The sequence below is a fragment of the Bacillus coreaensis genome, assembly GCF_050586445.1.
Classification (GTDB): domain Bacteria; phylum Bacillota; class Bacilli; order Bacillales; family Cytobacillaceae; genus Robertmurraya_A; species Robertmurraya_A coreaensis.
Genome location: NZ_JBOCCY010000006.1, coordinates 43,371 through 66,266 on the forward strand (window position 1 = coordinate 43,371; position 22,896 = coordinate 66,266).

A 22,896-nucleotide genomic window follows, 5' to 3' on the forward strand; every position below is an offset into this window, starting at 1 on the left:
AATGGAAGCAACAAAGAAAAAAAATCTACGTTCCGGTTATACAACAGGTGCTTGTGCGACAGCAGCCGTACAGGCAGCCATGATCACCTTGCTTACAGGTGAAAAAGTAGACGAAACAACCATTTATATCCCTGCTGGGGAGTATGTTCCCTTTGCTATTCAGTATGTGGACATTTCAGAGAATCAGGTGACTACAGGAACGGTCAAGGACGGTGGTGATGATCCGGACGCGACGCATGGTGCACTCATTCAAGCAAGCGTAAGTTTTTCTGATTCAAGCTCCATCACGATTGACGGTGGAAGGGGAGTGGGCCGTGTTACCAAGTCTGGACTTCCCATTTCTATTGGTGAGGCAGCCATCAATCCGGTTCCTAGGCAAATGATTCAAGAAGTTGCTCAACAATTACTAGAAACATACAAAGTCAATAAAGGTGTTCATATCGTCATTTCTGTTCCGGATGGAGAGGAAATTGCTAAACGTACGCTTAATGGAAGACTAGGCATTGTTGGTGGCATCTCGATTCTAGGAACACGTGGAATTGTCGTTCCGTTTTCAAACGATGCTTACACAGCAAGCATCACATTAGCCTTACAAGTAGCACGTTCGGCAGGCTGTGATACGGTTGCCATTACTACCGGAGGCAGAAGTGAGAAATATGCGATGAAGCAATACTCCTATTTGCCAGAAGTGGCATTTATAGAAATGGGAGATTTCGTCGGATATACGCTTCATGAGTGCAAAAAGCTTGGTATGAAAAGTGTGAAGTTAGTTGGCATGATGGGGAAATTATCAAAAGTGGCACAAGGAAAAATGATGGTTCATGCCCACACAGAATCTATAGACTTTTCTTTTTTGGCTCAACTAGCAATGAAGGCTGGAGCAACTGAGAAGCTTACGAAAGCTATTTCCCAGGCCAACACCGCTTCACAGGTAGGAGAATGGATGGAACGGGAAGTGGGGCAACGTTTTTTTGACTCCCTTTGCTATTCCTGCTGTAAACAGTCGTTTGAAGAGATAAGCGGTGGACTCCATATTGAAACAAGCGTGTACACATTAAACGGACAGTTGTTAGGAAGGGCGAGTATCAATGACTAACAAGATAAAGCTAATAGGAATTGGTGCAGAAGGTAGGGCAAGTATTCTCCCTATCTACGAGACATGGATTAATGAAAGTGAAGTCTTAGTTGGGGGAGAGAGGCAATTAAGTTATTTTCCCGATTTTAGCGGGGAGAAAGTTGAAATTACCGGAGGGCTTAGTGATCTTGTAGAAGGTTTAAAAACAGAGCAACGCCGGACCGTCATTTTGGCTTCGGGTGACCCATATTTTTATGGGATTGGTGCAATGTTAGCAAGGAAGCTTCCCCTTGAGGTGTATCCGAATGTAAGCTCCATCCAGATTGCGTTTGCAAAAATGAACACCGCCTGGCATGATGCATATTTTACAAGTGTTCATGGAAGGAGCCTGGTTGGTCTTGCCCAACGGATCGATGGGAGGGAGAAGACTGTCATATTAACTGATCGCACTCATACTCCTAGTCGAATTGCAGGTTACCTATTGTCTTTCGGAATGACTGAATACAAAGCATTCGTCGCAGAAGATATTGGTGGGGAGTATGAACGATTTTCCTTTTATTCCCTTAGTGAGCTAGCTAATATGGAATGTCACCCGTTAAACGTCCTTATCTTGATTCAAACAGTGCCACGGCCTAATTGGGCGATAGGAATCGAAGATGAAGAGTTTTCACAACGGAAGCCTGAGGCTGGGCTTATTACTAAGAAAGAAATACGAGTACTCAGTCTTAGTGCCATGAAATTGTCAGCAAGGAGCATTGTTTGGGATATTGGTACGTGTACGGGTGCAATGGCGATTGAAGCAGCAAAGATTGCTAGAGAGGGTGCGGTCTTTGCGATAGAAAAAAGTGCGGCCGACTTAGAGAACTGCTCTAAAAATCTAGCAAAGTTTCGTACCGATATTACGGTCCTAGAGGCCCGGGCGCCAGAAGGTCTCGATCAATTCCCTGATCCTGATGCTGTTTTTATAGGTGGAACATCAGGGAATATGGAAGATATTCTAACAGTGTGCTGTACGAGACTGAAGGAAGATGGAAGAATTGTTGTAAATGCAGTGACAATTGAATCGTTATCCGAGGCAGTTGCCATCTTTCGTTCAAAGGGCTATAAAACAACTATTACCCTTGCGCAAATTTCTATAAGTAAGCCAGTTTTACAGTTAACTAGATTTGACCCACTTAATCCTATTTATATTATTACAGGGTCAAGAATGAAAGGTGAGGTAACATGATCGGAACACTATACGGAATGGGTGTTGGACCTGGAGATCCAGAGCTTATTACAGTAAAGGCATTACGTTTAATGGAAGCATGCCCCGTTATTTCTTACCCGAAAAAAGGAAAAGGGGACGGCAGCTACGCTTATCAAATAATAGAAGGTTATGTAAACGTTGCAGAAAAGGAAATGCTTGGCTTTGTTTTTTCTATGACGAGTGATCCAGATGTTTTACATAAAGACTGGATGGAAGCGGTGGAGGGGTTATATAAAAAGCTCGCTGAAGGGAAGGATTGTGTTTTCGTTACGGAAGGAGATCCCTTTTTATATAGCACCTTTATCTATTTAATGAGGCTGATGGAGGAGCATCACCCAGAGGTTCCTATTAAAGTCATTCCAGGTATTTCTTCTATAAATGGGGCGGCTGCAACGCTCGGGATACCGCTAGCAGATGGAAATGATCGTATTGGGATTATTCCTGCCCACGATGATTATGACCTCATGCGAAAAGCAATTGAAGAGCATGAATGTGTGATTTTCCTTAAAGCCGCAAAAGTGATGAATCTATTAATAAGAGTTTTAAGAGATCTTGATTTACTTGATAAAGCCTCAGTCGTTACAAAGGTCACCTCAGACGAAGAAATTGTTTGGAATGTAGAAAAGCTTGAGAACGAAAAAATCGGCTATTTAACGCTAATGGTGGTGAGGAAATGAAGCTATATATAGTAGGAGCAGGACCAGGTGCACCCGATCTAATTACAGTTAGAGGCTTAAAGCTTTTAAAGGAAGCGGATGTTGTCTTATACGCAGATTCTCTTGTGAATGAGGAACTTATTAGAGAAGCAAAGGACGGAGCAACCATCGTTAAAACCTCTTCGATGCACTTAGAAGAAATGGTTGATTACATGGTTACTCGTCTCAAAGAAGGGAAAAAGGTCGTTCGCGTTCATACCGGCGATCCAGCCATGTATGGGGCCATTGGAGAGCAGATGGCACTACTAAAGGAATTGGGTGTCGAGATTGAAATTGTTCCCGGTGTAAGCTCGGTCTTTGCTTCAGCAGCGATGGTTGGTGCTGAGTTAACGGTTCCTGATCTTACACAAACCGTCATTTTGACAAGAGCCGAAGGCCGAACGCCAGTACCGGAGCTTGAAAGCTTACGTGAGCTCGCCAAGCACCAATCAACCATTGCCCTATTTTTAAGCGCCGCATTAACGAAAAAGGTAGTGAATGAGCTGACGGAAGCTGGATGGAGTAAGGATACACCAATGGTTGTCGTGTATAAAGCCACTTGGCCTGATCAGAAAATCATTCGAACGAAACTGGAACATTTGGAAAGAGATTTAAAGGAAAATGGTATCCAAAAACATGCTCTTATTTTAGCAGGCTGGGCATTAGAAGAGGAGATATACTCGAAGCGTTACCAATCAAAGCTTTACGATAAACAGTTTACTCACGAGTACCGGGTCGGGGAAAAGGTATGATTCCGCTTGCTCCAAAAAATCCTTTTGCTGTGATTGCCATTACTAAAAATGGGCGAGACCTCGCCCATTCTCTTCAAATCAAACTGAAGGAAGTGGACGTTTATATCGCTAGCAAATTGGAAAAAGGGGATGAGCCGGAGCTTGGAATAAGACTATTTGATTACTCTACCCACGAACTACTCTCGCAAACCTTTAAGCAGTATCGAGGAGTGATTCTTCTTTTTTCTCTTGGTGCAGCGGTTAGAATGCTCACATCGCTGGTAGAAGATAAAAAGAAGGACCCATGTGTCGTAGTCGTTGATAATAATGGCAGATTTGCCATTAGTGTGCTTTCGGGACATTTGGGTGGTGGAAATGAACTTACACATAAGGTAGCCAATGCAATTGGTGCTACCCCTGTGATTACGACTGCCTCTGATGTTCAGGAAACAATTGCTGTTGATTTACTAGGACGTGAGTTTGGTTGGGAGTTGGAGGACTCGGGGCATGTGACTGCAGTCAGTGCGGCTGTAGTGAATGAGGAGCCTGTTGCAGTTATACAGGAATCAGGAGAAAGAAATTGGTGGAAGTATGATAAGGATCTTCCTAACCATCTTGCTTGTTATTCTGTTCTAGATGAAGCAAAAAAGGGAAAAGCGACTTCCGCCATCATAATCACACATCGAATCTTACCTGAGGTTCCATATTTCACAAAAAATGTTGTGTACCGTCCAAAGGTCGTTGTATTAGGAATTGGCTGTAACCGTGGAACACCTGCAGAAGAAATAGAACAGGTAATTGATGAAACGCTCGAGCAACTAAATTTTTCTAAGAAAAGTGTGAAAGCAATCGTGTCGATCGATTTAAAAAAGGACGAAGAAGGTCTTATTAGTGTTACAAACAAATATCAGTGGGTGTTTCATACCTATTCGGCTGATGAACTCAACCAAGTCACCATATCCAAACGATCCGAAACTGTTTATCAATACACAGGTGCTTACGGGGTAAGTGAGCCTGCGGCAAAGCGCTATAGCATGAATAACAAATGTATATTAACAAAGAAAAAATCAGGAAATGTAACGATATCGGTAGCATTGATAGAGCATCTCTTCGGAAAGGAGTAACAGTGATGACAAACCGTAGAATGGTAATCGCAGGGACAGGGAGTGGTGTTGGCAAAACAACAATCACCATTGGATTAATGGCGGCACTTCAACAAAAAGGGTACGTGGTTCAAGGGTTCAAGTGTGGACCAGATTATATTGATCCATCTTACCATACAGCTGTTACGGGGAGAAGATCGCGTAATTTAGATAGCTGGATGCTATCAGAAGAGGTGGTTAAGGAAGTTCTTTTACGAGGCTCAGAAGGTGCTGATATTAGCATCATTGAAGGTGTCATGGGTTTTTTTGACGGAAGGGATTGCCTTTCTAATGAAGGAAGCACTGCACATATTAGTGAATTGACTAAGTCGCCCGTACTATTGATTGTGAATTGCTCTAGTATGGCAAGAAGTGCGGCATCGATCGTCAAAGGCTTTCAGTTGTTCCCGCATCAGGCAAATATCGTTGGTGTCATCGCGAATCGGGTTGGAAGCAGAGGTCATTATCTGTTAGTCAAGAAGGCAATTGAACAGGAGTGCGGCATCCCAGTTGTTGGCTACATAGAAAAGAACGAGGATCTTTCCATTCCTGAGCGTCACTTAGGGTTAGTTCCCTCTGTGGAGCGTGGGGAGTTACATGCGTTTTTTACCAAATTAGGAGAGCTTGTAAATGAAACGGTCGATATCAACCAAATATACGAGCTGGCAAAGACTGAGGAAATCTCTCCTCCAAAAGAAAGTTTTTTTACAATGAAAAACAAGCTTAAGCCTGTCCGAATTGCGGTAGCAAAGGATGAAGCGTTTAATTTTTACTATCCTGAAAATCTTGAGCTTCTAGAAGCCCATGGAGCTGAACTTGTCTATTTTTCTCCAGTGAGGGGCGAGATGCTACCTAAAGGCGTTAGAGGATTGTATATAGGCGGAGGATTTCCTGAGGAGTTTGCCGGTGAACTGGCAGGAAGTACCGATATGAAACAGTCGATTTATGATGCTATCACAGAGGGGCTTCCAACGATTGCTGAATGTGGAGGGTTTATGTTTTTGACAGAGCAGCTCATCACGTCGGGTGGTCAAGCTTTTCCAATGGTCGGTGTGATTCCCGGAAAAGTAACGATGCAGAAGAAATTAGTGGCATTAGGGTATCGGGAGATTAAGGGGATGCCTTCCAATCCGTTTTTAAAAGAAGGAACTGTGGCTAAGGGACATGAATTTCACTATTCCACATATGAAGGACCGAAAGACCTTCCATACGCCTATAAAGCAAGAGGGTTAAGAGGAGAAACACTTGAAGGATACACAAAGGGCGAGCTGATGGGGGGATACACACATCTTCATTTTGGCAGCTGCCCGCAAGTTGTAGAAAAATTTATTTCACGGTGTAGGGGGTACATCTATGCGTAGAGCACAATCCATTATGATTCAAGGAACACATTCAGATGCAGGAAAAAGTGTGATATCAACAGCTCTTTGCCGAATTTTTTCGGATATGGGCTATAAAACAGCACCATTTAAATCTCAAAATATGGCGTTAAACTCTTATATTACGTTGGATGGTAAGGAGATTGGGAGAGCTCAAGGAGTTCAGGCCGAAGCCGCACGAACCATAGCGACTACGGATATGAATCCAATTTTAATCAAACCATCTAGGGACTATGAGGCACAGATCGTTGTTCATGGGAAGCCGTATAAAAATATGCAAGCTGGAGCTTATCGGCAAGATTTTTTCCAACAAGGGCTAACTTTAATTAAAGAGGCGTACGAGCAACTTGATCAACAGTTTGAGCGAATTGTGATTGAGGGAGCGGGGAGTCCAGCTGAAATCAATCTAAATGACCGTGAATTAGTAAATATGAGGGTCGCGAATATGACGGAATCACCTGTTATCTTAGTAGGTGACATTGAGCGTGGCGGAGTGTTTGCGAGCTTGGTCGGAACGCTTCAGTTAATCGAAGAGAGGGATCGGGCCCGAGTGATAGGTGTGATTATCAATAAGTTCCGGGGAGATGTAAGCTTACTCGAACCAGGTCTTGATTGGTTTACCGAGTATACTGGCGTGCCTGTTCTAGGAGTCATTCCCTATACGAACGTGAAGGTAGATGCAGAGGATTCCGTTGCCCTAAAGCTATACAGTACAGAAAGAACTTCAGCGAAAGAAATAGATATTGCAGTGATTCAATTTCCTAAAATATCAAATTTCACAGATATTGACCCATTCTTATCGGAAGTAGACTGCCATGTACGCTTTGTCAGTAGCAAGGAACAGCTTCAAGATCCTGACTTGCTTATTTTGCCTGGAAGTAAAAACACCATTGAGGATTTGATGTTTCTTAAGCAATCGGGATTGTATGAAGAAATTCAAAAGCTTACTAAAAATGGGAAGACGATGGTGTTTGGCATATGTGGTGGCTATCAAATGCTTGGAGCAACTGTCGAGGATCCGGAAGGTATTGAATCCCAGATTGCGATTGAAGACGGCTTAAAACTATTGCCAATCTATACAACCATCACATCTGAGAAAACAACGACATTATCAAAAGGGACCATCCAAATAAATGGGCAAACTCATGATGTGGAAGGTTACGAAATTCATATGGGAGTTACGACGTTTCTAAAGCCATGTATACCATTAATTACTCATGGTACCACTACAGATGGAGTGATAAGTGATAATCAACAAATTATAGGAACGTACTTTCATGGAATCTTTGATAATGACTCGTATCGTGCAGCAATTATTAATCAGATTCGGAAAGTTAAGGGGCTGGAAGAAAAACATAACCGACCTTCTTTTCGTTCCCAACGTGAGGAAGCGTATGACCAGCTGGCAGATCATGTAAAAGAACATATTAATCTTCCATTTATAGAAGAGAAGATGCGTGAGTATCACGAAAAGAAGATACATGTAGAAAATAAAACAGCGATGGAGGGAACTCGATGAAAAAAGGAAAGGTATATCTTGTTGGAGCAGGTCCTGGTGACCCGAAGTTACTAACTTTGTATGGGCTGGAGTGCATTCAAAATGCCGATGTTATTTCTTATGATCGGTTAGTGAATAAAGAATTACTGAAGCATGCGAAAGAAGACTGTGAACTAATTTACAGTGGGAAAAGACCGGGCAAGCACCATTTGATTCAAGATGAAATCAATCAACTACTTGTGGATCAGGCGATTCAAGGGAAAATTGTAACAAGGTTGAAGGGGGGCGATCCGTTTGTATTTGGTCGAGGAGGGGAGGAAGCAGAGTTTTTAGCAAGACATGGGATCCCTTTTGAAGTGGTTCCTGGAGTAACAGCAGGGATCGCAGCTTCAGCTTATGCAGGTATTCCTGTCACCCACCGAGATTATGCCACCTCTTTTGCGATGGTAACGGCACATGGACGCGTGGAAAAGGGAAATGAATTTTTAAATTGGGAGGCTCTTGCTAAAGGGATTGATACGATTGCTTTTTATATGGGTGTAAACAATCTTTCTAATATTTGTGAGAACCTAATATCTCATGGGAAAAAGGCAACAACACCGGTCGCAGTCATTCATTGGGGGACGACCTCTTTTCAAAGAACCGTGACAGGTACGTTGGAAACAATTGAAGAGATTGTGAGTAAGCACCAAATATCTCACCCTTCTATCATTCTAGTGGGAGAGGTTGTTCAAATGAGAGAAAAAATCCGTTGGTTTGAAGAAAATCACGCTGAAGCGCTAGCTATAGCAATGGCGTTAAGGGAGACGAACGAAAATGATAAGAAAAGTTGGACTCATTATTGATCGACTGACTGATTGTTGGATTGTGGAAGCACTAGCGGAAAGAGATTACGACATTATTCTATATGATCCTTCGATAGAAATACTCGAGCAGGAAAAGTATCAGGTGGAAGTAGATCTCGACAAAAGAATTGCTAAGTGGGCTCTTACAGAGTCAGAAAAAATGGTAATTTTATCTCATATTAAACTAGAAACTGATTTTCATAAGCTACAAGAAGCTGACTTTATCTTGGAATCTATCAAAAGTCAGCCAGAATTAAAAAGAGAACTATTATTAAAACTAGATCAAATGGTCCCAAAAGAAATTATTATTGCAAGCAATAGCTCAATCCTGTCTTTATCTAATTTTTCCGAAGGGGCACAATATCCGGAACGAATGATTGGTGTTCACTTCTTTTATAATGTTGTTGAAATTGTGCCTGGGAAAGATACGTCAACTGAAACGTTTGAAACGTTATGTCAACTTGTAAAAAGCCTAGATAAAAAGGACATTTACGTTCAAGAATCTCCTGGCTTTGTTACAACACGATTACGCCTTCAATTAATGAACGAAGCTATTAATATTTTATCAGAAGGAATTGCCTCTGCCGAAGATATTGATGAATCAATGAAAATTGGCCTTGGCATGAAGGAAGGTCCGCTAGAAATGGTGGATGGATTTGGCCTCAGATATATCCAACGCCTAATGGAACAGCTTTCACTCGAGCTAGGAGAACAAAAATTTACTCCTAGCCCGTTGCTAAAAACGTATATTGAGGCCGGATGCTACGGGAAAAAGAATGGCAAAGGCTTTTTTGAATATGATGAAAATGGCCAGCGAATCAAGCAGGAAGCTCATCTGGAGGTAGTCAAATGAAAATACTAGTTATTAATTGTGGAAGCTCTTCTTTGAAATATCAGCTTTTTGATATGGAAAAGGAAAGTGTCCTTGCTAAAGGAATTGTTGAAAGAATTGGAATGGATACAGCTATTTTGCAATATGAGCGACCAGAGCATGATACGGTAAAAGAAGTGGCTTCTATATTGGAGCATAAAGATGCATTACGTAAAGTGTTAAAGATGATTACCGATGAAAATAGAGGAGTGATTACTTCCGTTCAAGAGATTGCTGCTGTTGGTCACCGAATTGCTCATGGAGGGGAAGAGTTTTCCGATTCAGTCGTAGTGACTAATGATGTAATGGAAGCAATTCGGAAAAATATTGAACTTGCGCCTCTGCATAACCCGGCAAATTTAAAAGGAATTTATGCATTAAAAGAGCTAGCTGAAGACATTCCAATGGTGTGTGTATTCGATACAGCCTTTCATCAAACGATGCCGCCAGAGCATTTTATGTATGCGATCCCTCGTGCTCTTTACAACAAACATAAAATAAGAAGATATGGATTTCACGGCACTTCACATAAATACGTTAGTCAACGGTATAGCGAAATTACAGGAAAGGATCTTCAATCGACGAAAATCATCTCATGTCATATTGGAAATGGAGCAAGTATTTCAGCGATCGAATATGGGATATCCGTTGATACAAGTATGGGAATGACTCCACTTGAAGGATTAATTATGGGGACAAGAAGCGGCGATATTGACCCAGCTATTGTTCCGTTTGTAATGATGAAAGAGGATCTCAATGTTCATGAAGTGAACTCGATGCTGAACAAGCATAGCGGGCTTGTTGGGGTGTCTGGAATTTCGGCAGATATGCGTGAAATTACGGATGAAGTAAACTCAGGACATGAAGGGGCAACACTTGCCTATAACATGTACATTCACCGAATTAAGAAGTATATCGGCTCATATTGTGCCGTAATGAACGGGGTAGATGCCATTATTTTTACAGGCGGAGTCGGAGAAAACTCTCATATGGTTCGTAGTGATGTTTGTGCTGGCCTTACTTTCCTTGGACTTGAAATTGACGACCAATTAAATGAGACAAGAGAACCGAAAGAAAGGAGCATTCAAGAAGCGTCTTCTCTTGTGGATGTGTACATCATTCCGACAAATGAAGAGCTCATGATTGCACGAGATACCCTTCGATTAGTCAAGAGAAATAAAGCGGTTACATCGTTGTTATAGAGGTAAATATAACAATATTGTGAATATTAATAGGCCGTATACCTAAAGAGAAGAAGACTGCTGTATAGTTAGAACAGGAAGAATTTTGCTTCTTTCAATTATTTTGAATTGGGTGTGGTCTTAGTGGAAGCGTTCAGTTTGAAACAATTGAGTGACTTGGATATGCTCCAAGAAATTCAAGATCGGTTTGCAGAAGCAACTGGATTGGCAGCGATTACAGTAGACTACAGTGGAAAGCCTATCACTAAATACAGCAAGTTTTCTTCTTTTTGTGCCTATCTTCGGGAATTCCCAGAATATCGTGAAAAATGTTATCAATGTGATGCCTTTGGTGGATTAGAGGCGGCAAGGAGGAAGAAGCCCTATATTTATCAATGTCATAGTGGATTAATTGATTTTGCTATCCCGATTATTGCTAACGAGCAATACTTAGGCTCCATTCTTGCTGGTCAAACAAGGCTAGATGAAATAAGCGTATATAAGCTTGATTCGATTGGAAGAAAATCCGAATGGGAAAAACATGAGAAAGCAAAGGAAGCTTTTGAAGATATTCCATTGATACCGTTCGAAAAAGTTTCAGCAGCAGCAGAAATGATGTTTCTTGTCGTCAATAATTTAGTTGAGCAAAATATTACTAGTTTGATTCAAAACGAGTTGAATGAAAAAAATACGAAACTTATACAAGAAATGCAGCTAAGAGAGCAATTAGAAATGGAGCTTCAACGGAAAGATATCCAATCGCAACAGCTACAAATGAACCCTTACTTTTTGTTTGGTATATTAAATACAGCATCGAACCTATCGATCTTAGAGGATGCAACAAAGACTGGTGAACTCATTTTTTCTTTAACGGAGTTTACACGTTATTTATTGGATAATATCAATTCACTAGTAACACTGGAAGAAGAATTAACCCATGTTGAAAATTATCTAGCCATGCAGGCCATTCGTTTTGAGGACCGAATCACATACGAAATCAACGTTCCCGATCAAATGAAGACAAGCAAAATACCTGCTGTTATTATTCAATCGATCGTTGATAATGCGGTTATCCACGGTTTGGAGCCGAAAGAGTGGGGAGGAAGAGTGACCATTACTGGTTCTTCGCAGGGAGGCCAATGGATCATTGAAGTATCAGATAACGGAGTAGGAATTCCAGAACATATGATAAATAATCTACTAAGCTTTAAAGATGAAACTCATTCAGAGAGACAAAGTAAAGGCATAGGTCTTAGTGTGGTAAATCAAATTCTTATTTCTCATTACGGACTAGAACATTCAATGGCGATCAAAAGCATACGAGAGGTTGGTACAACTGTAACAATTAAAGTTCCGAAACAAATGGGGAGATTGATGTATGCTTAAAGTGTTGATTGTCGATGATGAAAGGCTTGAACGTGAAGCGTTGCGGAAGGTACTACTAGGTCATTCCAATCAGTTTGTCATCATGGGTGAAGCTTCCTCTGGAGATGATGCCTTGTTACTAATTAGAAATATGAATCCTGATGTGGTAATTTTGGATGAGAAAATGCCAGGTATGAGTAGCGAGGTAGCTACAGAGTTGATCAAGAAGGACTTCCGTGATTTGAGCATCATACTTATGAGAGAATATAGTAATAATGAAACAAGCAAGTACGGAACCATGTCATTACGTAAACCCATTAGACCTACCCACTTACTAGCAATACTCGAAAAATTAGCTCAGGATAGGGAAAGTCCATATGACGTAACAGAGTTATTAGAAAAACTACTCCAAAGGATACGCGAGGAGGACTATAAAGAGTCAAAGGAATTGGTTGGTAGGTTTATAGATTCCAATCAAAAAGCAAACTGGAATAAAGACACACAAAAGTCTTTTAACACCTTCTCACAAAATCTGCGGACTATTTATATAGAAAAAAACATAGACCTCCCCCCATTCTTCCAAAATAACCTGGATGGTACCTCTTTTGACAAAGCATCAGCTCTCCTATACGAATGGATAGAGGATTTGTTTACAAAAATTATTAACCAGAATAAACCGGAAGACCGAAAACAAATACAAGGTGCTCTTAACTACATAGAGAAAAACTATCAACGTGGAGTGACTCTCGAAGAAGTAGCAGAGCATGTTCATTTGTCACCACATTATCTCAGTCGATTATTCAAAAAAGAATTAAATATTAATTTTGTCAATTATGTATCGGAGAGAAGAATCAATCTAGCGAAAGAAATGCTAGAAAAAACAGATATGCCAGTAATCAATATTGCATTGGAGCTCTCCTATCACGAACCGAATTATTTTAGCAAAGTATTTAAAAAAAGCACAGGAATGACACCTTCTGAATACAGAAGACAAATAGAAGATAAAGGAAAGAACCTATTAAAAAGAAATTACTATATTCCGAACGGTAAATGGTATATCTAAAAAGCATCCATCTGGTCAAATCCCAGGTGGATGTTTTTTTGTTCATAGTAAAGGGACAAAAAAGTACCTATAGGGTAAAAAATTGACATGAAAAAGACAGAAAATTACCTGATCTAGTCTTATCTTTATAACAACAATTTATCCTATGATGACAATTTCATACCGAGAGAAAGGAGGTTATTTTTATTACATTTAAGATAGCTTCAAATGAGAAGCTGAAGTAGGTGCAGTCACTAAATTCTTGGTGTTTGCGCTTACAAAAATTATCGAGGAGGCTTAATCATGATTAAAGAGGCTTTAGGAATGGTGGAAACAAAAGGCTTGATCGGGTCCATTGAAGCAGCAGATGCGATGCTAAAAGCAGCAAACGTTACGTTAGTAGGTTATGAGAAAATCGGCTCCGGTCTTGTTACCGTGATGGTAAGAGGCGATGTAGGAGCGGTGAAGGCAGCAACGGATGCAGGAGCAGCAGCAGCTTCAAAGGTTGGCGAAGTGGTTTCTATTCACGTCATTCCAAGACCGCATGCTGAAGTAGAAGAGGTATTACCGAAACTTGTCCACGCATAAAAATCCGGAGGTGAAAATCAATGAATGAGACTCTTATTGAAAAAGTAATGGAAGAAGTTATGAAGAAAGTAGATCAGCCAAAGGCCGTTCAAACTCTTGAAAGAAAATATAGCGGTTTAACTGAATTTGTAGGTGTTGGTAGAGGAGATACAATCGGTTTAGTAATCGCAAACGTAGATTCAAGTGTTCATGAAGCGATGAATTTGGATAAAAAATACCGTTCGATTGGTATTCTTGGAGCTCGTGTGGGAGCAGGTCCACATATTATGGCAGCTGACGAGGCGGTTAAAGCAACAAATACAGAAATACTAGCGATTGAACTTGCACGAGATACAAAAGGTGGAGCAGGTCACGGAAGTTTAATTATTTTTGGAGCAGAAGATGTAGCGGATGCTAGACGTGCTGTGGAGGTAGCTCTTAAGGAGCTTGATCGTACATTCGGTGATGTATACGCCAATGAAGCAGGACATTTAGAATTCCAATACACAGCTCGTGCAAGCTTAGCTTGTGAAAAGGCATTTGGAGCACCACTCGGAAAATCGTTCGGATTGATTGTTGGAGCACCAGCAGCCATTGGTGTGGTATTAGCTGATACAGCGGTAAAAGCTGCCAATGTTGAAGTATTAGGCTACAGCTCACCAGCAAAAGGCACGAGCTTCTCTAACGAAGTGATCTTAACGGTAACGGGCGATTCTGGCGCTGTTCGTCAAGCGATTATTGCGGCTAGAGAAGTTGGTAAAGAATTGTTAGGAACTCTAGGTAGTACACCTGTAACGGACACAGTGCCTTACATCTAATAAAAACATAGAGAGGGAGGTAAACATATGAAATCAAAACGTTTTCAGGCATTGGCTGAGCGTCCAGTTAATAAAGACGGCTTTGTTGCTGAATGGCCAAGTGTTGGTCTAATTGCAATGAGTAGTCCGAATGATCCGAAGCCAAGCATTAAAATTGTTGACGGAAAAATTGTCGAACTTGATGGAATAACAAGAGATGAATTTGATTTTATTGATACATTTATTGCAGATTACGGAATTAATTTGGACCATGCTGAGGAAGTAATGAAAATTGACTCTCTTGAACTAGCAAGAATGCTCGTTGATATTCATGTTTCAAGAGATGAAATTATTCCACTTACCACCTCGATGACTCCAGCAAAAATTGTTGAAGTAGTAAGCAATATGAACGTCGTTGAAATGATGATGGCGATGCAAAAGATGAGAGCGAGAAAAATACCTTCAAATCAGTGTCACGTTACAAACGTAAAGGATCATCCAGTTCAGATCGCAGCAGATGCAGCTGAAGCGGCCATTCGTGGATTCGATGAGCAAGAAACAACGGTTGGGATTGTGCGTTACGCACCTTTTAATGCACTTTCGTTATTAGTTGGTGCACAAGTTGGTCGTGGCGGGATCTTAACACAGTGTGCAGTTGAAGAAGCAGCAGAACTTCAACTTGGTATGAGAGGGTTAACCTGTTACGCAGAAACGGTTTCGGTATACGGAACAGAACCAGTATTTGTAGATGGTGACGATACGCCTTACTCCAAGGCATTCCTTGCATCTGCTTACGCATCGCGCGGACTAAAGATGCGCTTTACATCTGGAACAGGTTCAGAGGTGCAAATGGGTTATGCCGAAGGAAAATCCATGTTGTATCTTGAAGCACGTTGTATTTTTATCACAAAGGGTGCAGGTTCACAAGGTCTCCAAAACGGTTCCATCAGCTGTATCGGTGTTCCGGGTGCGGTGCCTTCAGGTATCAGAGCCGTTCTTGCTGAAAACTTAATTACGACGATGTTAGATATGGAGGTCGCTTCAGGGAACGACCAAACCTTCTCACATTCGGATATTCGTAGAACAGCTCGTTTGCTTATGCAAATGCTTCCAGGTACAGACTTTATCTTCTCTGGATATAGTGCAACACCAAACTATGACAATATGTTCGCTGGTTCTAACTTTGACGCTGAGGATTTTGATGACTATAACATTCTTCAACGTGACTTAAAGGTAGATGGCGGCTTACGTCCCGTTCTGGAAGCAGATGTAGTTGCGGTTAGAAATAAAGCAGCTCGTGCTCTTCAAGCCGTATTTGAAGAACTTGGATTACCTGAGATTACAGATGAAGAAGTGGAAGCAGCCACTTATGCTAACGGAAGCAAAGACATGCCAGATCGACATGTCGTGGAAGATCTACGTGCCGCAGAAGAAATGATGAAGAAGGGTATAACTGGAATCGATGTCGTAAAAGCATTAAGTAAACACGGTTTTGATGACGTAGCACAGAATGTATTAAACATGCTGAAGCAACGTATTTCTGGTGACTATCTTCATACATCAGCCATTATTGACAAGGATTTCAACATTATTAGTGCGGTAAATAATCGCAATGATTACATGGGTCCTGGAACAGGCTATCAATTAAGCGAAGCCAGATGGGAAGAAATTAAAAATATTCCTAATGCCATTCGTGCTGAGGATATCAACTAATAGAAAGGAGCGATGGAAAGCATGGAGATTAATGAAAAATTAATTCGTAGTGTAATAGAAGAAGTACTACAGGGTTATTTATCCAATGAACAAGCAGCAGCTGAAGCACCTAAGCAAGTCTCTGTAGCAGCAACGGCCAAAGGGTTAAAACTAACAGAGCTAGGGAACGCAAAGGTTGGAACTCGAAAGGATGAAGTAGTCATTTCAGTTGCTCCTGCCTTTGGAAAGTACCAAACCAAAACGATTGAAAACATCCCTCACTCTGACGTTCTAAAAGAAATCATTGCAGGAATTGAGGAAGAAGGCTTAGTTGCTCGTGTGGTGAGAGTTCAAAGAAGCTCTGACGTAGCCTTTGTCGCTCATGAAGGGGCAAGACTAAGTGGATCTGGTATTGGAATTGGTCTTCAATCAAAAGGAACAACGGTTATCCATCAAAAGGATTTACTAATTTTAAGTAATCTTGAACTGTTTCCTCAGGCTCCATTACTAGATTTAGAAACATATAGAAAAATCGGTAAAAATGCTGCAAAGTACGCAAAGGGTGAGTCTCCTGATCCAGTTCCTACAAGAAATGATCAAATGGCTAGACCTAAGTACCAAGCAAAGGCAGCGCTCCTTCATATCAAAGAAACGGAGCATGTAGTGCCAAACTCAAAACCAATCGAATTAGAAGTAAATTTCATTTAACCGGAGGTGAAAGATATGAATCAAGCATTAATTGAACAGTTAGTTAAAGAGGTTATGGCCTCTATGGGTGGAGAAAAGCCTACAGCAGCATCGGTTATGACAGCAGTGAAGGCTGAAGAAAAACTTACCGCTACACATGATTATCCCATTGCTGAAAAACGTCCTGAGTTATTAAAATCAGCAACTGGAAAAGGGATCAATGACATTACGCTACAAGGTGTCCTAGATGGAATAGTCAAGCCAGAGGACGTTCGTATCTCACCAGAAACACTAGGATATCAAGCTCAAATTGCTGACTCAGTTGGTCGTAAACCCTTTGCTCGTAATTTACGGAGAGCAGCCGAACTAATAAAAGTACCTGATGAGAGAATGCTAGAAATCTATAACGCTCTTCGTCCATACCGTTCTACGAGGGAAGAGTTGTACGCAATCGCTGAAGAGCTTGAGGTTAAGTACAATGCCCCGATCAACGCCGGTCTTGTTAGAGAGGCAGCAGACGTGTACAAAGGTAGAAATCGGTTGAGACAGGAGTAATCATTCCTTAGTCGACACCAGGAGGTTTGAAAATATGAAACTAGTTGCAGGTGTGGATATAGGGAATGCCACGACAGAAACAGCTTTAGCTCAAGTCAGCTCTTCTAATGAAATAAAATTTTTAGCAACTGGTATTGTCAGTACCACCGGAATTAAGGGAACAAGACAAAATATTCACGGTGTCTTGGATTCACTTAAGCAAGCCTTACATAAGGTGGGGAAATCAGTAGAGGACTTGGACTTGATTCGTATTAATGAAGCAGCTCCAGTAATAGGCGACGTCGCAATGGAAACAATCACGGAAACGATTATTACTGAATCGACCATGATCGGACATAACCCAGCTACACCTGGGGGACTAGGAATTGGCATGGGTAAAACAGTGCCGGTTGAACAGCTCCAACAGGAAGATTTAAAGAGTAATATCATTGCATTAATTGGGAAGCATGTCGATTTCACTATTGCAGCGGAGCTCATAAACGAAGCGGTTTCCAAAGGAGTTCATGTGACTGGAGCCGTTGTTCAGAAGGATGATGGAGTCTTAATTAACAATCGTCTACACAAGAAAATTCCGATTGTTGATGAGGTTAGTCTTTTAGAAAGGGTACCTGTCGGAATGAAAGCGGCCATTGAAGTGGCTCCCCCTGGAGGTGTGGTAGAGGTATTATCAAACCCCTACGGAATCGCTACCGTTTTTGAACTAAGTGCGGAAGAAACGAAAATGATTGTACCAATTGCACGAGCAATTATCGGAAATCGGTCGGCCGTTGTTATAAAGACACCAGCAGGTGACGTACAGGCAAGAAGTATTCCAGCAGGTAAGATTCAAATCATTGGCACTCGCAAAAAAGGCTCTGTTGATGTGGATGAAGGGGCTAACCGGATTATGGAAGTACTCACATCCGTTTCACCTGTTCAAGACATCAAGGGAGAACCAGGAACGAATGCAGGAGGAATGCTTGAACGTGTTAGACAGGTCATGGCTGAACTGACAAAGCAAAATCCAAATGACATAATGATCCAGGACTTATTGGCAGTGGATACCTTTATTCCACAAATGGTGAAGGGAGGACTCGCTGAAGAATTTTCAATGGAGAATGCCGTGGGAATTGCAGCGATGGTGAAGGCCGATAAGCTACAAATGCAAATGATTGCTGAAAAACTAAGGGAAGAGATCAATGTAGAAGTTGAGGTTGGCGGGGTAGAAGCAGATATGGCGATAAGAGGAGCCCTGTCAACACCCGGAACCAATATACCGATTGCTATTCTCGATATGGGGGCAGGATCAACCGATGCATCCATCATGATTACCGAAGGGAAAACCACCTCGGTACATCTAGCTGGAGCAGGTAACATGGTCACTTTGCTTATTAATTCAGAGCTTGGCCTTGAGGATTTAGATTTGGCAGAAGATATAAAGAAATACCCGCTTGCAAAAGTGGAGAGTCTCTTCCATATCAGACATGAAAATGGAACGGTTGAGTTTTTTGAACATCCACTGGATCCACAGGTGTTCGCAAGGGTAGTTATCTTAAAGGAAGGACATCTTATTCCGATTCCTGGGAATCATTCCGTGGAAAAAATCAAACTAATTCGGCGTTCGGCCAAAGAAAAGGTGTTTGTGACAAATGCCATTCGTGCACTAAGTATGGTTTGTCCAACAGGAAATATTCGAGATATTGAGTTTGTTGTTTTAGTAGGAGGCTCTGCATTGGATTTCGAAGTGCCGCAGCTTGTGACCGATTCCTTATCACATTATGGTGTGGTGGCAGGAAGAGGGAATATAAGAGGAACGGAAGGCCCTCGAAATGCGGTGGCAACTGGATTGATTATGGCATTGAAGGAAGGGAGATGAGTTCATTGAAGTTTGATAACGAACACTCCCCAACGATCCATGTGTATTATTGCAGCACGGTAAAAGAGCCTACCTTGGTGAACCATCTCTTACACGGAATGGAAGAAGAAGGGGTTCCATATGTTGTAAAGCTGCATAATGCTGAACCCGCTTTAGCGTTAGGATACAGAGCGGCTGGAAGCTCCAACCTTGGAGTAGGTATTGGGATTAGTGAAGATGGTTACGGAGTTGTTCACTATAATAAATTGCCATACGATAAGCCGCTTTTTGAATTCGAACTACAGTCGAGTGAAGGATTGTTACGAACGCTTGGAGCAAATGCGGCTCGAATTGTAAAAAATATCCCCTTTAAGGAAGTATTCCATTCGGAGGAAAGATCTGATGAGGAATTGCGTGTGCTTTCAAAAGAGGAGATTACATTTATTGTTCAAGCGGTCGTTCAGCGTCTAAATAATATGAAGTAAAGGGGGGAGAGCATTTTGGCGAGAAATGCGTTAGGTCTCATTGAAGTCGTGGGGATGACTGCAGCCATTGTTGCAGCTGATACAGCTGTTAAGTCAGCGAATGTGCGCTTACTAGGATATGAGAATTCAAAAGGCGGCGGAATGATCACTGTGAAATTTGAAGGAGATGTTGGTGCAGTAAAGGCCGCGCTTGAGGCAGCAAGTACAGCAGCTTCGAGGGTCAATCGAATTGTAAGCAAGCACTTGATTCCAAGACCAAGCGATGAAATTGAAAAAATGACCAACCCAAAAATCAAGACTTTAAAAGATAAGTCAAAGGAAGCAGAAAAAGAGGCAGAGGTAGCAGTTTCGATAGAAAGTTTCGAGAAAGTAATAGAAGATCAGGAGTTAACAAAAGAAGAGGAAGTAATGATAGAAGAGCCTCCAGTCGAAGTAGTGATGGAGGAACAACCGGAAAAAAAGTGTGTTGAGCAGGATGACCAGGAGAATGTTAGTACAAATGAAGATGATGATCCATTAATGGAAGCGAGTGACCAAGAGATTTGTAATATTTGTAAGGACCCTAATTGTACAAGAAGAAAAGGGGAAGCTAGGACGATGTGCATTCACTATCATGCAACAGTAGGAGGAAAATAGAATGAGAGATTCATTAGGGATGATTGAAACAAAAGGCATGGTTGGTGCTATTGAAGCGGCAGATGCAATGACGAAGGCAGCGAATGTGACATTGGTCGGCTATGAAAAAATTGGTTCCGGTCTTATTACCGTAATGGTACGCGGTGATGTTGGAGCAGTGAAGGCAGCAACAGATGCAGGTGCTTCGGCAGCTGAACGAGTTGGGGAAGTGGTATCCGTTCATGTGATTGCAAGACCACACTCAGAAATTGAGAGATTAATTCCTAAGATAGAGAAAGTAGAAGTTTAAATATTCAGGAGATGATGGAATGAGGGACTATGGGGTTATTGTCCAAGAGGTTGTAAAACGAATAAAAGAATTAGAAGAACAACCATATGTACCTGTAGGTGTTTCAAACCGCCATCTGCACCTAAAAAAGGAAGATTTAGAAGCTTTATTTGGAACAGGGTTTGAACTTACAAAGATGAAGGGCCTTAAGCAACCAGGCCAATTTGCTGCGAACGAAACCGTTATAATCGTTGGTCCAAAAGGAGCAATTGAAAACGTACGGATATTAGGTCCAGTTAGAAACTTAACACAATTAGAAATTAGTTTAACAGATAGCTATAAGCTAGGTGTAAAGGCACCAATTAAAGAATCAGGAAAGGTCGCTGGTACCCCAGGAATTACTCTTGTTGGACCAAAGGGGAAGTTAGATATCAAAGAAGGAGTTATCGCAGCATTAAGACATGTTCATGTTTCTCCACCCTTTGCAGAGAGATTTCAATTCCAAGATAAAGAGATGGTTAGTGTTCAATTTAATGGAATCCGTCGAGTGACCTTTAACAATGTATTAATTAGGGTGTCTGATCGTTTTGTTGAAGAAATGCATTTGGATATTGATGAAGCCAATGCAGCGGGAATTGGTACCGGAGCAATTGGAAAAATCATGAAAGGTTAAAAACAATGACTGTGAATTTAGAGTATATAAACCAGTACATTCGGGATTTTACCAGTTTAATTGAAGAAAAGAAAGTGAACCAGTTTGAAGGTGAGCTAAAGGTTGGAGTTGATCTCGGAACAGCCAATATTGTTCTTTCCGTATTAGATGAGTCTAATCAACCGGTTGCAGGTGCTCTTTATCCAGCATCTGTGGTAAAGGATGGCCTTGTGGTGGATTATGTTGGGGCAGTCAAAATAGTGAAGGATCTAAAAAAACAGGTTGAGGATTTACTCGGTGTTCCATTATTGTATGCAGCTACCGCCGTACCGCCTGGAACGATAGGTGGAAACGCTAAAGCGATTGCCAATGTGATTGAGTCTGCAGGACTTGAAGTAGTCAATGTGGTTGATGAACCTACGGCAGCTGCCACGTTTTTAGGCGTAAAAGATGGTGCTGTGGTAGATGTTGGTGGAGGAACAACTGGTATCAGTATCCTGAAAAATGGGGAGGTCATTTATACGGCTGATGAACCTACTGGTGGGACACATATGAGCTTAGTTGTTGCGGGAAATTATAAAGTTTCTTTTGAAGAAGCGGAAAAGCTTAAAAAGGACAATCGAAGACAAGACGAAATCTTCACCGTTGTCAAACCCGTCATTGAAAAGATGGCAGCAATCGTTAACCGTCATCTGCGATATTCTGCAACCGATAAAATTTACGTCGTAGGTGGGGCTTGTCTTTTTGAAGATTTTGAGAGTGTTTTTATGAAAGAAATTGGAATTGATACGATTAAACCGGAAAATCCTCTCTTTATCACACCGATTGGAATCGCTATGAATTGTGTGAAATGAGGTGGGAAAATTGAATCTAGAGAATGCTATTCAAGAGATTGTAAATGAAGTCATTCGTCGATTAAACAAACGGTTAAAAACAGCAATCGTTGTCTTTACTGGCGGGGCACTGGGCTTTGAAGATGTCCTCGAACAGTTGAAGACAATGAAGGAGGAAGGCTGGTCCTTTAAAATTCTATTAACCCGAAGCGCAGAGCATGTGTTTTTACCTGGAGTGATAGAAAAGGACCTTGGTACAAACGAGGTGTTCTATGAAAAAGAGCTGCAGGGGTTAGGGGAATTTTATAAAGATACTAGCCTTTTACTCATTCCCACACTTACTTTGAATTCTGCAACAAAAATCTCATTAGGGATTGTGGATTCTGCTGTTACAAACCTCGTTTCCCATTATATAACGACTGGAACACCAATCGTTGCTGCTGATGATGCTTGTGACTTAAAGAATCCGATTCGAGAGAAATACCACATGCATCAATCACCAAAGTCCTATTTAGACATGAACTGTCATCATTTAGACCAACTGCGTGCCTATGGAATTCACTTAGTCCGAGCAAAAGATATTGCTGAAACCTCAAGGAAAGTTATTTTCCAGTTTAGAGAAACAGAAGTAGAAGAAAATCCAGTCGAGAAATCGACTATTTATTATACTGATCGAGTGTTGAGTCGAATTGCTGTACTCAAAGCAAAGCAAGAAAAAGCGGATTTAATCGTGTCTAAACAGACCATTATTACGGCATTGGCAAAAGAAGCCGCAAGTGAATTTGGTGTTAGCATCCATCTCGAAAGATAAAGGTGA

24 protein-coding genes are annotated in these 22,896 nt (G+C 41.4%); all 24 read left to right on the top strand.

All coding sequences use genetic code 11. The features are described 5' to 3' along the window. Position 1 precedes the first annotated feature (1 nt). Complete coding sequence (locus ACQ5H4_RS11160) at positions 2–1,096, top strand: cobalt-precorrin-5B (C(1))-methyltransferase (RefSeq protein WP_430774993.1); 1,095 nt, start codon at positions 2–4, stop codon at positions 1,094–1,096. Continuing rightward, complete coding sequence (gene cbiE, locus ACQ5H4_RS11165; RefSeq protein WP_430774994.1) at positions 1,089–2,303, top strand: precorrin-6y C5,15-methyltransferase (decarboxylating) subunit CbiE; 1,215 nt, start codon at positions 1,089–1,091, stop codon at positions 2,301–2,303. Before ACQ5H4_RS11160 ends, cbiE begins: the two co-directional genes overlap by 8 nt. Further along, the gene (gene cobI / locus ACQ5H4_RS11170; RefSeq protein WP_430774995.1) at positions 2,300–3,001 is read left to right on the top strand and encodes a precorrin-2 C(20)-methyltransferase; all 702 of its coding nucleotides are present in this window, start codon (positions 2,300–2,302) and stop codon (positions 2,999–3,001) included. The genes cbiE and cobI overlap by 4 nt, the downstream gene beginning before the upstream one ends. Then, a complete protein-coding gene (gene cobM / locus ACQ5H4_RS11175; protein WP_430774996.1) occupies positions 2,998–3,771 on the top strand; it encodes a precorrin-4 C(11)-methyltransferase in 774 nt (257 codons plus the stop codon). Before cobI ends, cobM begins: the two co-directional genes overlap by 4 nt. Beyond that, entirely contained in the window at positions 3,768–4,874 is a 1,107-nt protein-coding gene (locus ACQ5H4_RS11180; RefSeq protein ID WP_430774997.1) for a cobalt-precorrin 5A hydrolase, read from the top strand. Before cobM ends, ACQ5H4_RS11180 begins: the two co-directional genes overlap by 4 nt. Positions 4,875–4,879: 5 nt before the next feature. Next, the gene (locus ACQ5H4_RS11185) at positions 4,880–6,253 is read left to right on the top strand and encodes a cobyrinic acid a,c-diamide synthase CobB (RefSeq protein ID WP_430774998.1); all 1,374 of its coding nucleotides are present in this window, start codon (positions 4,880–4,882) and stop codon (positions 6,251–6,253) included. Further along, entirely contained in the window at positions 6,246–7,790 is a 1,545-nt protein-coding gene (locus ACQ5H4_RS11190) for a cobyric acid synthase (protein WP_430774999.1), read from the top strand. Before ACQ5H4_RS11185 ends, ACQ5H4_RS11190 begins: the two co-directional genes overlap by 8 nt. After that, on the top strand, positions 7,787–8,614 hold the full coding sequence (cobA, locus tag ACQ5H4_RS11195) for a uroporphyrinogen-III C-methyltransferase (RefSeq protein WP_430775000.1): 828 nt from the start codon (positions 7,787–7,789) through the stop codon (positions 8,612–8,614). The genes ACQ5H4_RS11190 and cobA overlap by 4 nt, the downstream gene beginning before the upstream one ends. Continuing rightward, the gene (locus ACQ5H4_RS11200) at positions 8,586–9,467 is read left to right on the top strand and encodes a 3-hydroxyacyl-CoA dehydrogenase family protein (RefSeq protein ID WP_430775001.1); all 882 of its coding nucleotides are present in this window, start codon (positions 8,586–8,588) and stop codon (positions 9,465–9,467) included. The genes cobA and ACQ5H4_RS11200 overlap by 29 nt, the downstream gene beginning before the upstream one ends. Beyond that, positions 9,464–10,687, top strand: coding sequence for an acetate/propionate family kinase (locus tag ACQ5H4_RS11205; RefSeq protein ID WP_430775002.1), 1,224 nt, complete (start codon positions 9,464–9,466; stop codon positions 10,685–10,687). The genes ACQ5H4_RS11200 and ACQ5H4_RS11205 overlap by 4 nt, the downstream gene beginning before the upstream one ends. A gap of 138 nt (positions 10,688–10,825) precedes the next feature. Beyond that, positions 10,826–12,052 carry a sensor histidine kinase gene (locus tag ACQ5H4_RS11210; protein WP_430775003.1) on the top strand — a complete coding sequence of 409 codons (1,227 nt, stop codon included), beginning with the start codon at positions 10,826–10,828 and terminating at the stop codon, positions 12,050–12,052. Continuing rightward, positions 12,045–13,094: a helix-turn-helix transcriptional regulator gene (locus ACQ5H4_RS11215; protein ID WP_430775004.1), complete on the top strand. Its 1,050-nt coding sequence runs from the start codon at positions 12,045–12,047 to the stop codon at positions 13,092–13,094. Before ACQ5H4_RS11210 ends, ACQ5H4_RS11215 begins: the two co-directional genes overlap by 8 nt. Before the next feature lie 285 nt (positions 13,095–13,379). Then, complete coding sequence (gene pduA, locus ACQ5H4_RS11220) at positions 13,380–13,661, top strand: propanediol utilization microcompartment protein PduA (RefSeq protein WP_488592169.1); 282 nt, start codon at positions 13,380–13,382, stop codon at positions 13,659–13,661. 20 nt (positions 13,662–13,681) lie between these two features. After that, positions 13,682–14,458: a propanediol utilization microcompartment protein PduB gene (gene pduB / locus ACQ5H4_RS11225; protein ID WP_066055223.1), complete on the top strand. Its 777-nt coding sequence runs from the start codon at positions 13,682–13,684 to the stop codon at positions 14,456–14,458. 27 nt (positions 14,459–14,485) lie between these two features. Continuing rightward, positions 14,486–16,150, top strand: a complete 1,665-nt coding sequence (locus ACQ5H4_RS11230; RefSeq protein WP_430775005.1) for a propanediol/glycerol family dehydratase large subunit — start codon at positions 14,486–14,488, stop codon at positions 16,148–16,150. Between the two features lie 21 nt (positions 16,151–16,171). Beyond that, entirely contained in the window at positions 16,172–16,837 is a 666-nt protein-coding gene (locus ACQ5H4_RS11235) for a propanediol/glycerol family dehydratase medium subunit (RefSeq protein ID WP_430775006.1), read from the top strand. 15 nt (positions 16,838–16,852) lie between these two features. Further along, a complete protein-coding gene (locus tag ACQ5H4_RS11240; RefSeq protein WP_430775007.1) occupies positions 16,853–17,371 on the top strand; it encodes a diol dehydratase small subunit in 519 nt (172 codons plus the stop codon). Positions 17,372–17,405: 34 nt separating this feature from the next. Further along, complete coding sequence (locus ACQ5H4_RS11245; protein WP_430775008.1) at positions 17,406–19,226, top strand: diol dehydratase reactivase subunit alpha; 1,821 nt, start codon at positions 17,406–17,408, stop codon at positions 19,224–19,226. A gap of 5 nt (positions 19,227–19,231) precedes the next feature. Beyond that, positions 19,232–19,690: a glycerol dehydratase reactivase beta/small subunit family protein gene (locus ACQ5H4_RS11250; protein ID WP_430775009.1), complete on the top strand. Its 459-nt coding sequence runs from the start codon at positions 19,232–19,234 to the stop codon at positions 19,688–19,690. A 15-nt stretch (positions 19,691–19,705) separates the two neighbouring features. Continuing rightward, complete coding sequence (locus ACQ5H4_RS11255; RefSeq protein WP_430775010.1) at positions 19,706–20,326, top strand: BMC domain-containing protein; 621 nt, start codon at positions 19,706–19,708, stop codon at positions 20,324–20,326. Between the two features lies 1 nt (position 20,327). Further along, complete coding sequence (locus ACQ5H4_RS11260) at positions 20,328–20,615, top strand: BMC domain-containing protein (RefSeq protein WP_430775011.1); 288 nt, start codon at positions 20,328–20,330, stop codon at positions 20,613–20,615. A 19-nt stretch (positions 20,616–20,634) separates the two neighbouring features. Next, positions 20,635–21,267, top strand: coding sequence for a phosphate propanoyltransferase (locus ACQ5H4_RS11265; protein WP_430775012.1), 633 nt, complete (start codon positions 20,635–20,637; stop codon positions 21,265–21,267). Positions 21,268–21,272: 5 nt separating this feature from the next. Beyond that, a complete protein-coding gene (eutJ, locus tag ACQ5H4_RS11270; protein WP_430775013.1) occupies positions 21,273–22,100 on the top strand; it encodes an ethanolamine utilization protein EutJ in 828 nt (275 codons plus the stop codon). A 10-nt stretch (positions 22,101–22,110) separates the two neighbouring features. After that, entirely contained in the window at positions 22,111–22,890 is a 780-nt protein-coding gene (locus tag ACQ5H4_RS11275) for a flavoprotein (RefSeq protein ID WP_430775014.1), read from the top strand. The last annotated feature ends 6 nt before the right edge of the window (positions 22,891–22,896 follow it).

Excerpts from the sequence above, each read along its gene's own strand:
- ACQ5H4_RS11160 (WP_430774993.1), top strand. The coding sequence starts at position 2 with ATGGAAGCAACAAAGAAAAAAAATCTACGTTCCGGTTATACAACAGGT.
- cbiE (WP_430774994.1), top strand. The coding sequence starts at position 1,089 with ATGACTAACAAGATAAAGCTAATAGGAATTGGTGCAGAAGGTAGGGCA.
- cobI (WP_430774995.1), top strand. The coding sequence starts at position 2,300 with ATGATCGGAACACTATACGGAATGGGTGTTGGACCTGGAGATCCAGAG.
- cobM (WP_430774996.1), top strand. The coding sequence starts at position 2,998 with ATGAAGCTATATATAGTAGGAGCAGGACCAGGTGCACCCGATCTAATT.
- ACQ5H4_RS11180 (WP_430774997.1), top strand. The coding sequence starts at position 3,768 with ATGATTCCGCTTGCTCCAAAAAATCCTTTTGCTGTGATTGCCATTACT.
- ACQ5H4_RS11185 (WP_430774998.1), top strand. The coding sequence starts at position 4,880 with ATGACAAACCGTAGAATGGTAATCGCAGGGACAGGGAGTGGTGTTGGC.
- ACQ5H4_RS11190 (WP_430774999.1), top strand. The coding sequence starts at position 6,246 with ATGCGTAGAGCACAATCCATTATGATTCAAGGAACACATTCAGATGCA.
- cobA (WP_430775000.1), top strand. The coding sequence starts at position 7,787 with ATGAAAAAAGGAAAGGTATATCTTGTTGGAGCAGGTCCTGGTGACCCG.
- ACQ5H4_RS11200 (WP_430775001.1), top strand. The coding sequence starts at position 8,586 with ATGATAAGAAAAGTTGGACTCATTATTGATCGACTGACTGATTGTTGG.
- ACQ5H4_RS11205 (WP_430775002.1), top strand. The coding sequence starts at position 9,464 with ATGAAAATACTAGTTATTAATTGTGGAAGCTCTTCTTTGAAATATCAG.
- ACQ5H4_RS11215 (WP_430775004.1), top strand. The coding sequence starts at position 12,045 with ATGCTTAAAGTGTTGATTGTCGATGATGAAAGGCTTGAACGTGAAGCG.
- pduB (WP_066055223.1), top strand. The coding sequence starts at position 13,682 with ATGAATGAGACTCTTATTGAAAAAGTAATGGAAGAAGTTATGAAGAAA.
- ACQ5H4_RS11230 (WP_430775005.1), top strand. The coding sequence starts at position 14,486 with ATGAAATCAAAACGTTTTCAGGCATTGGCTGAGCGTCCAGTTAATAAA.
- ACQ5H4_RS11235 (WP_430775006.1), top strand. The coding sequence starts at position 16,172 with ATGGAGATTAATGAAAAATTAATTCGTAGTGTAATAGAAGAAGTACTA.
- ACQ5H4_RS11240 (WP_430775007.1), top strand. The coding sequence starts at position 16,853 with ATGAATCAAGCATTAATTGAACAGTTAGTTAAAGAGGTTATGGCCTCT.
- ACQ5H4_RS11245 (WP_430775008.1), top strand. The coding sequence starts at position 17,406 with ATGAAACTAGTTGCAGGTGTGGATATAGGGAATGCCACGACAGAAACA.
- ACQ5H4_RS11260 (WP_430775011.1), top strand. The coding sequence starts at position 20,328 with ATGAGAGATTCATTAGGGATGATTGAAACAAAAGGCATGGTTGGTGCT.
- ACQ5H4_RS11265 (WP_430775012.1), top strand. The coding sequence starts at position 20,635 with ATGAGGGACTATGGGGTTATTGTCCAAGAGGTTGTAAAACGAATAAAA.
- eutJ (WP_430775013.1), top strand. The coding sequence starts at position 21,273 with ATGACTGTGAATTTAGAGTATATAAACCAGTACATTCGGGATTTTACC.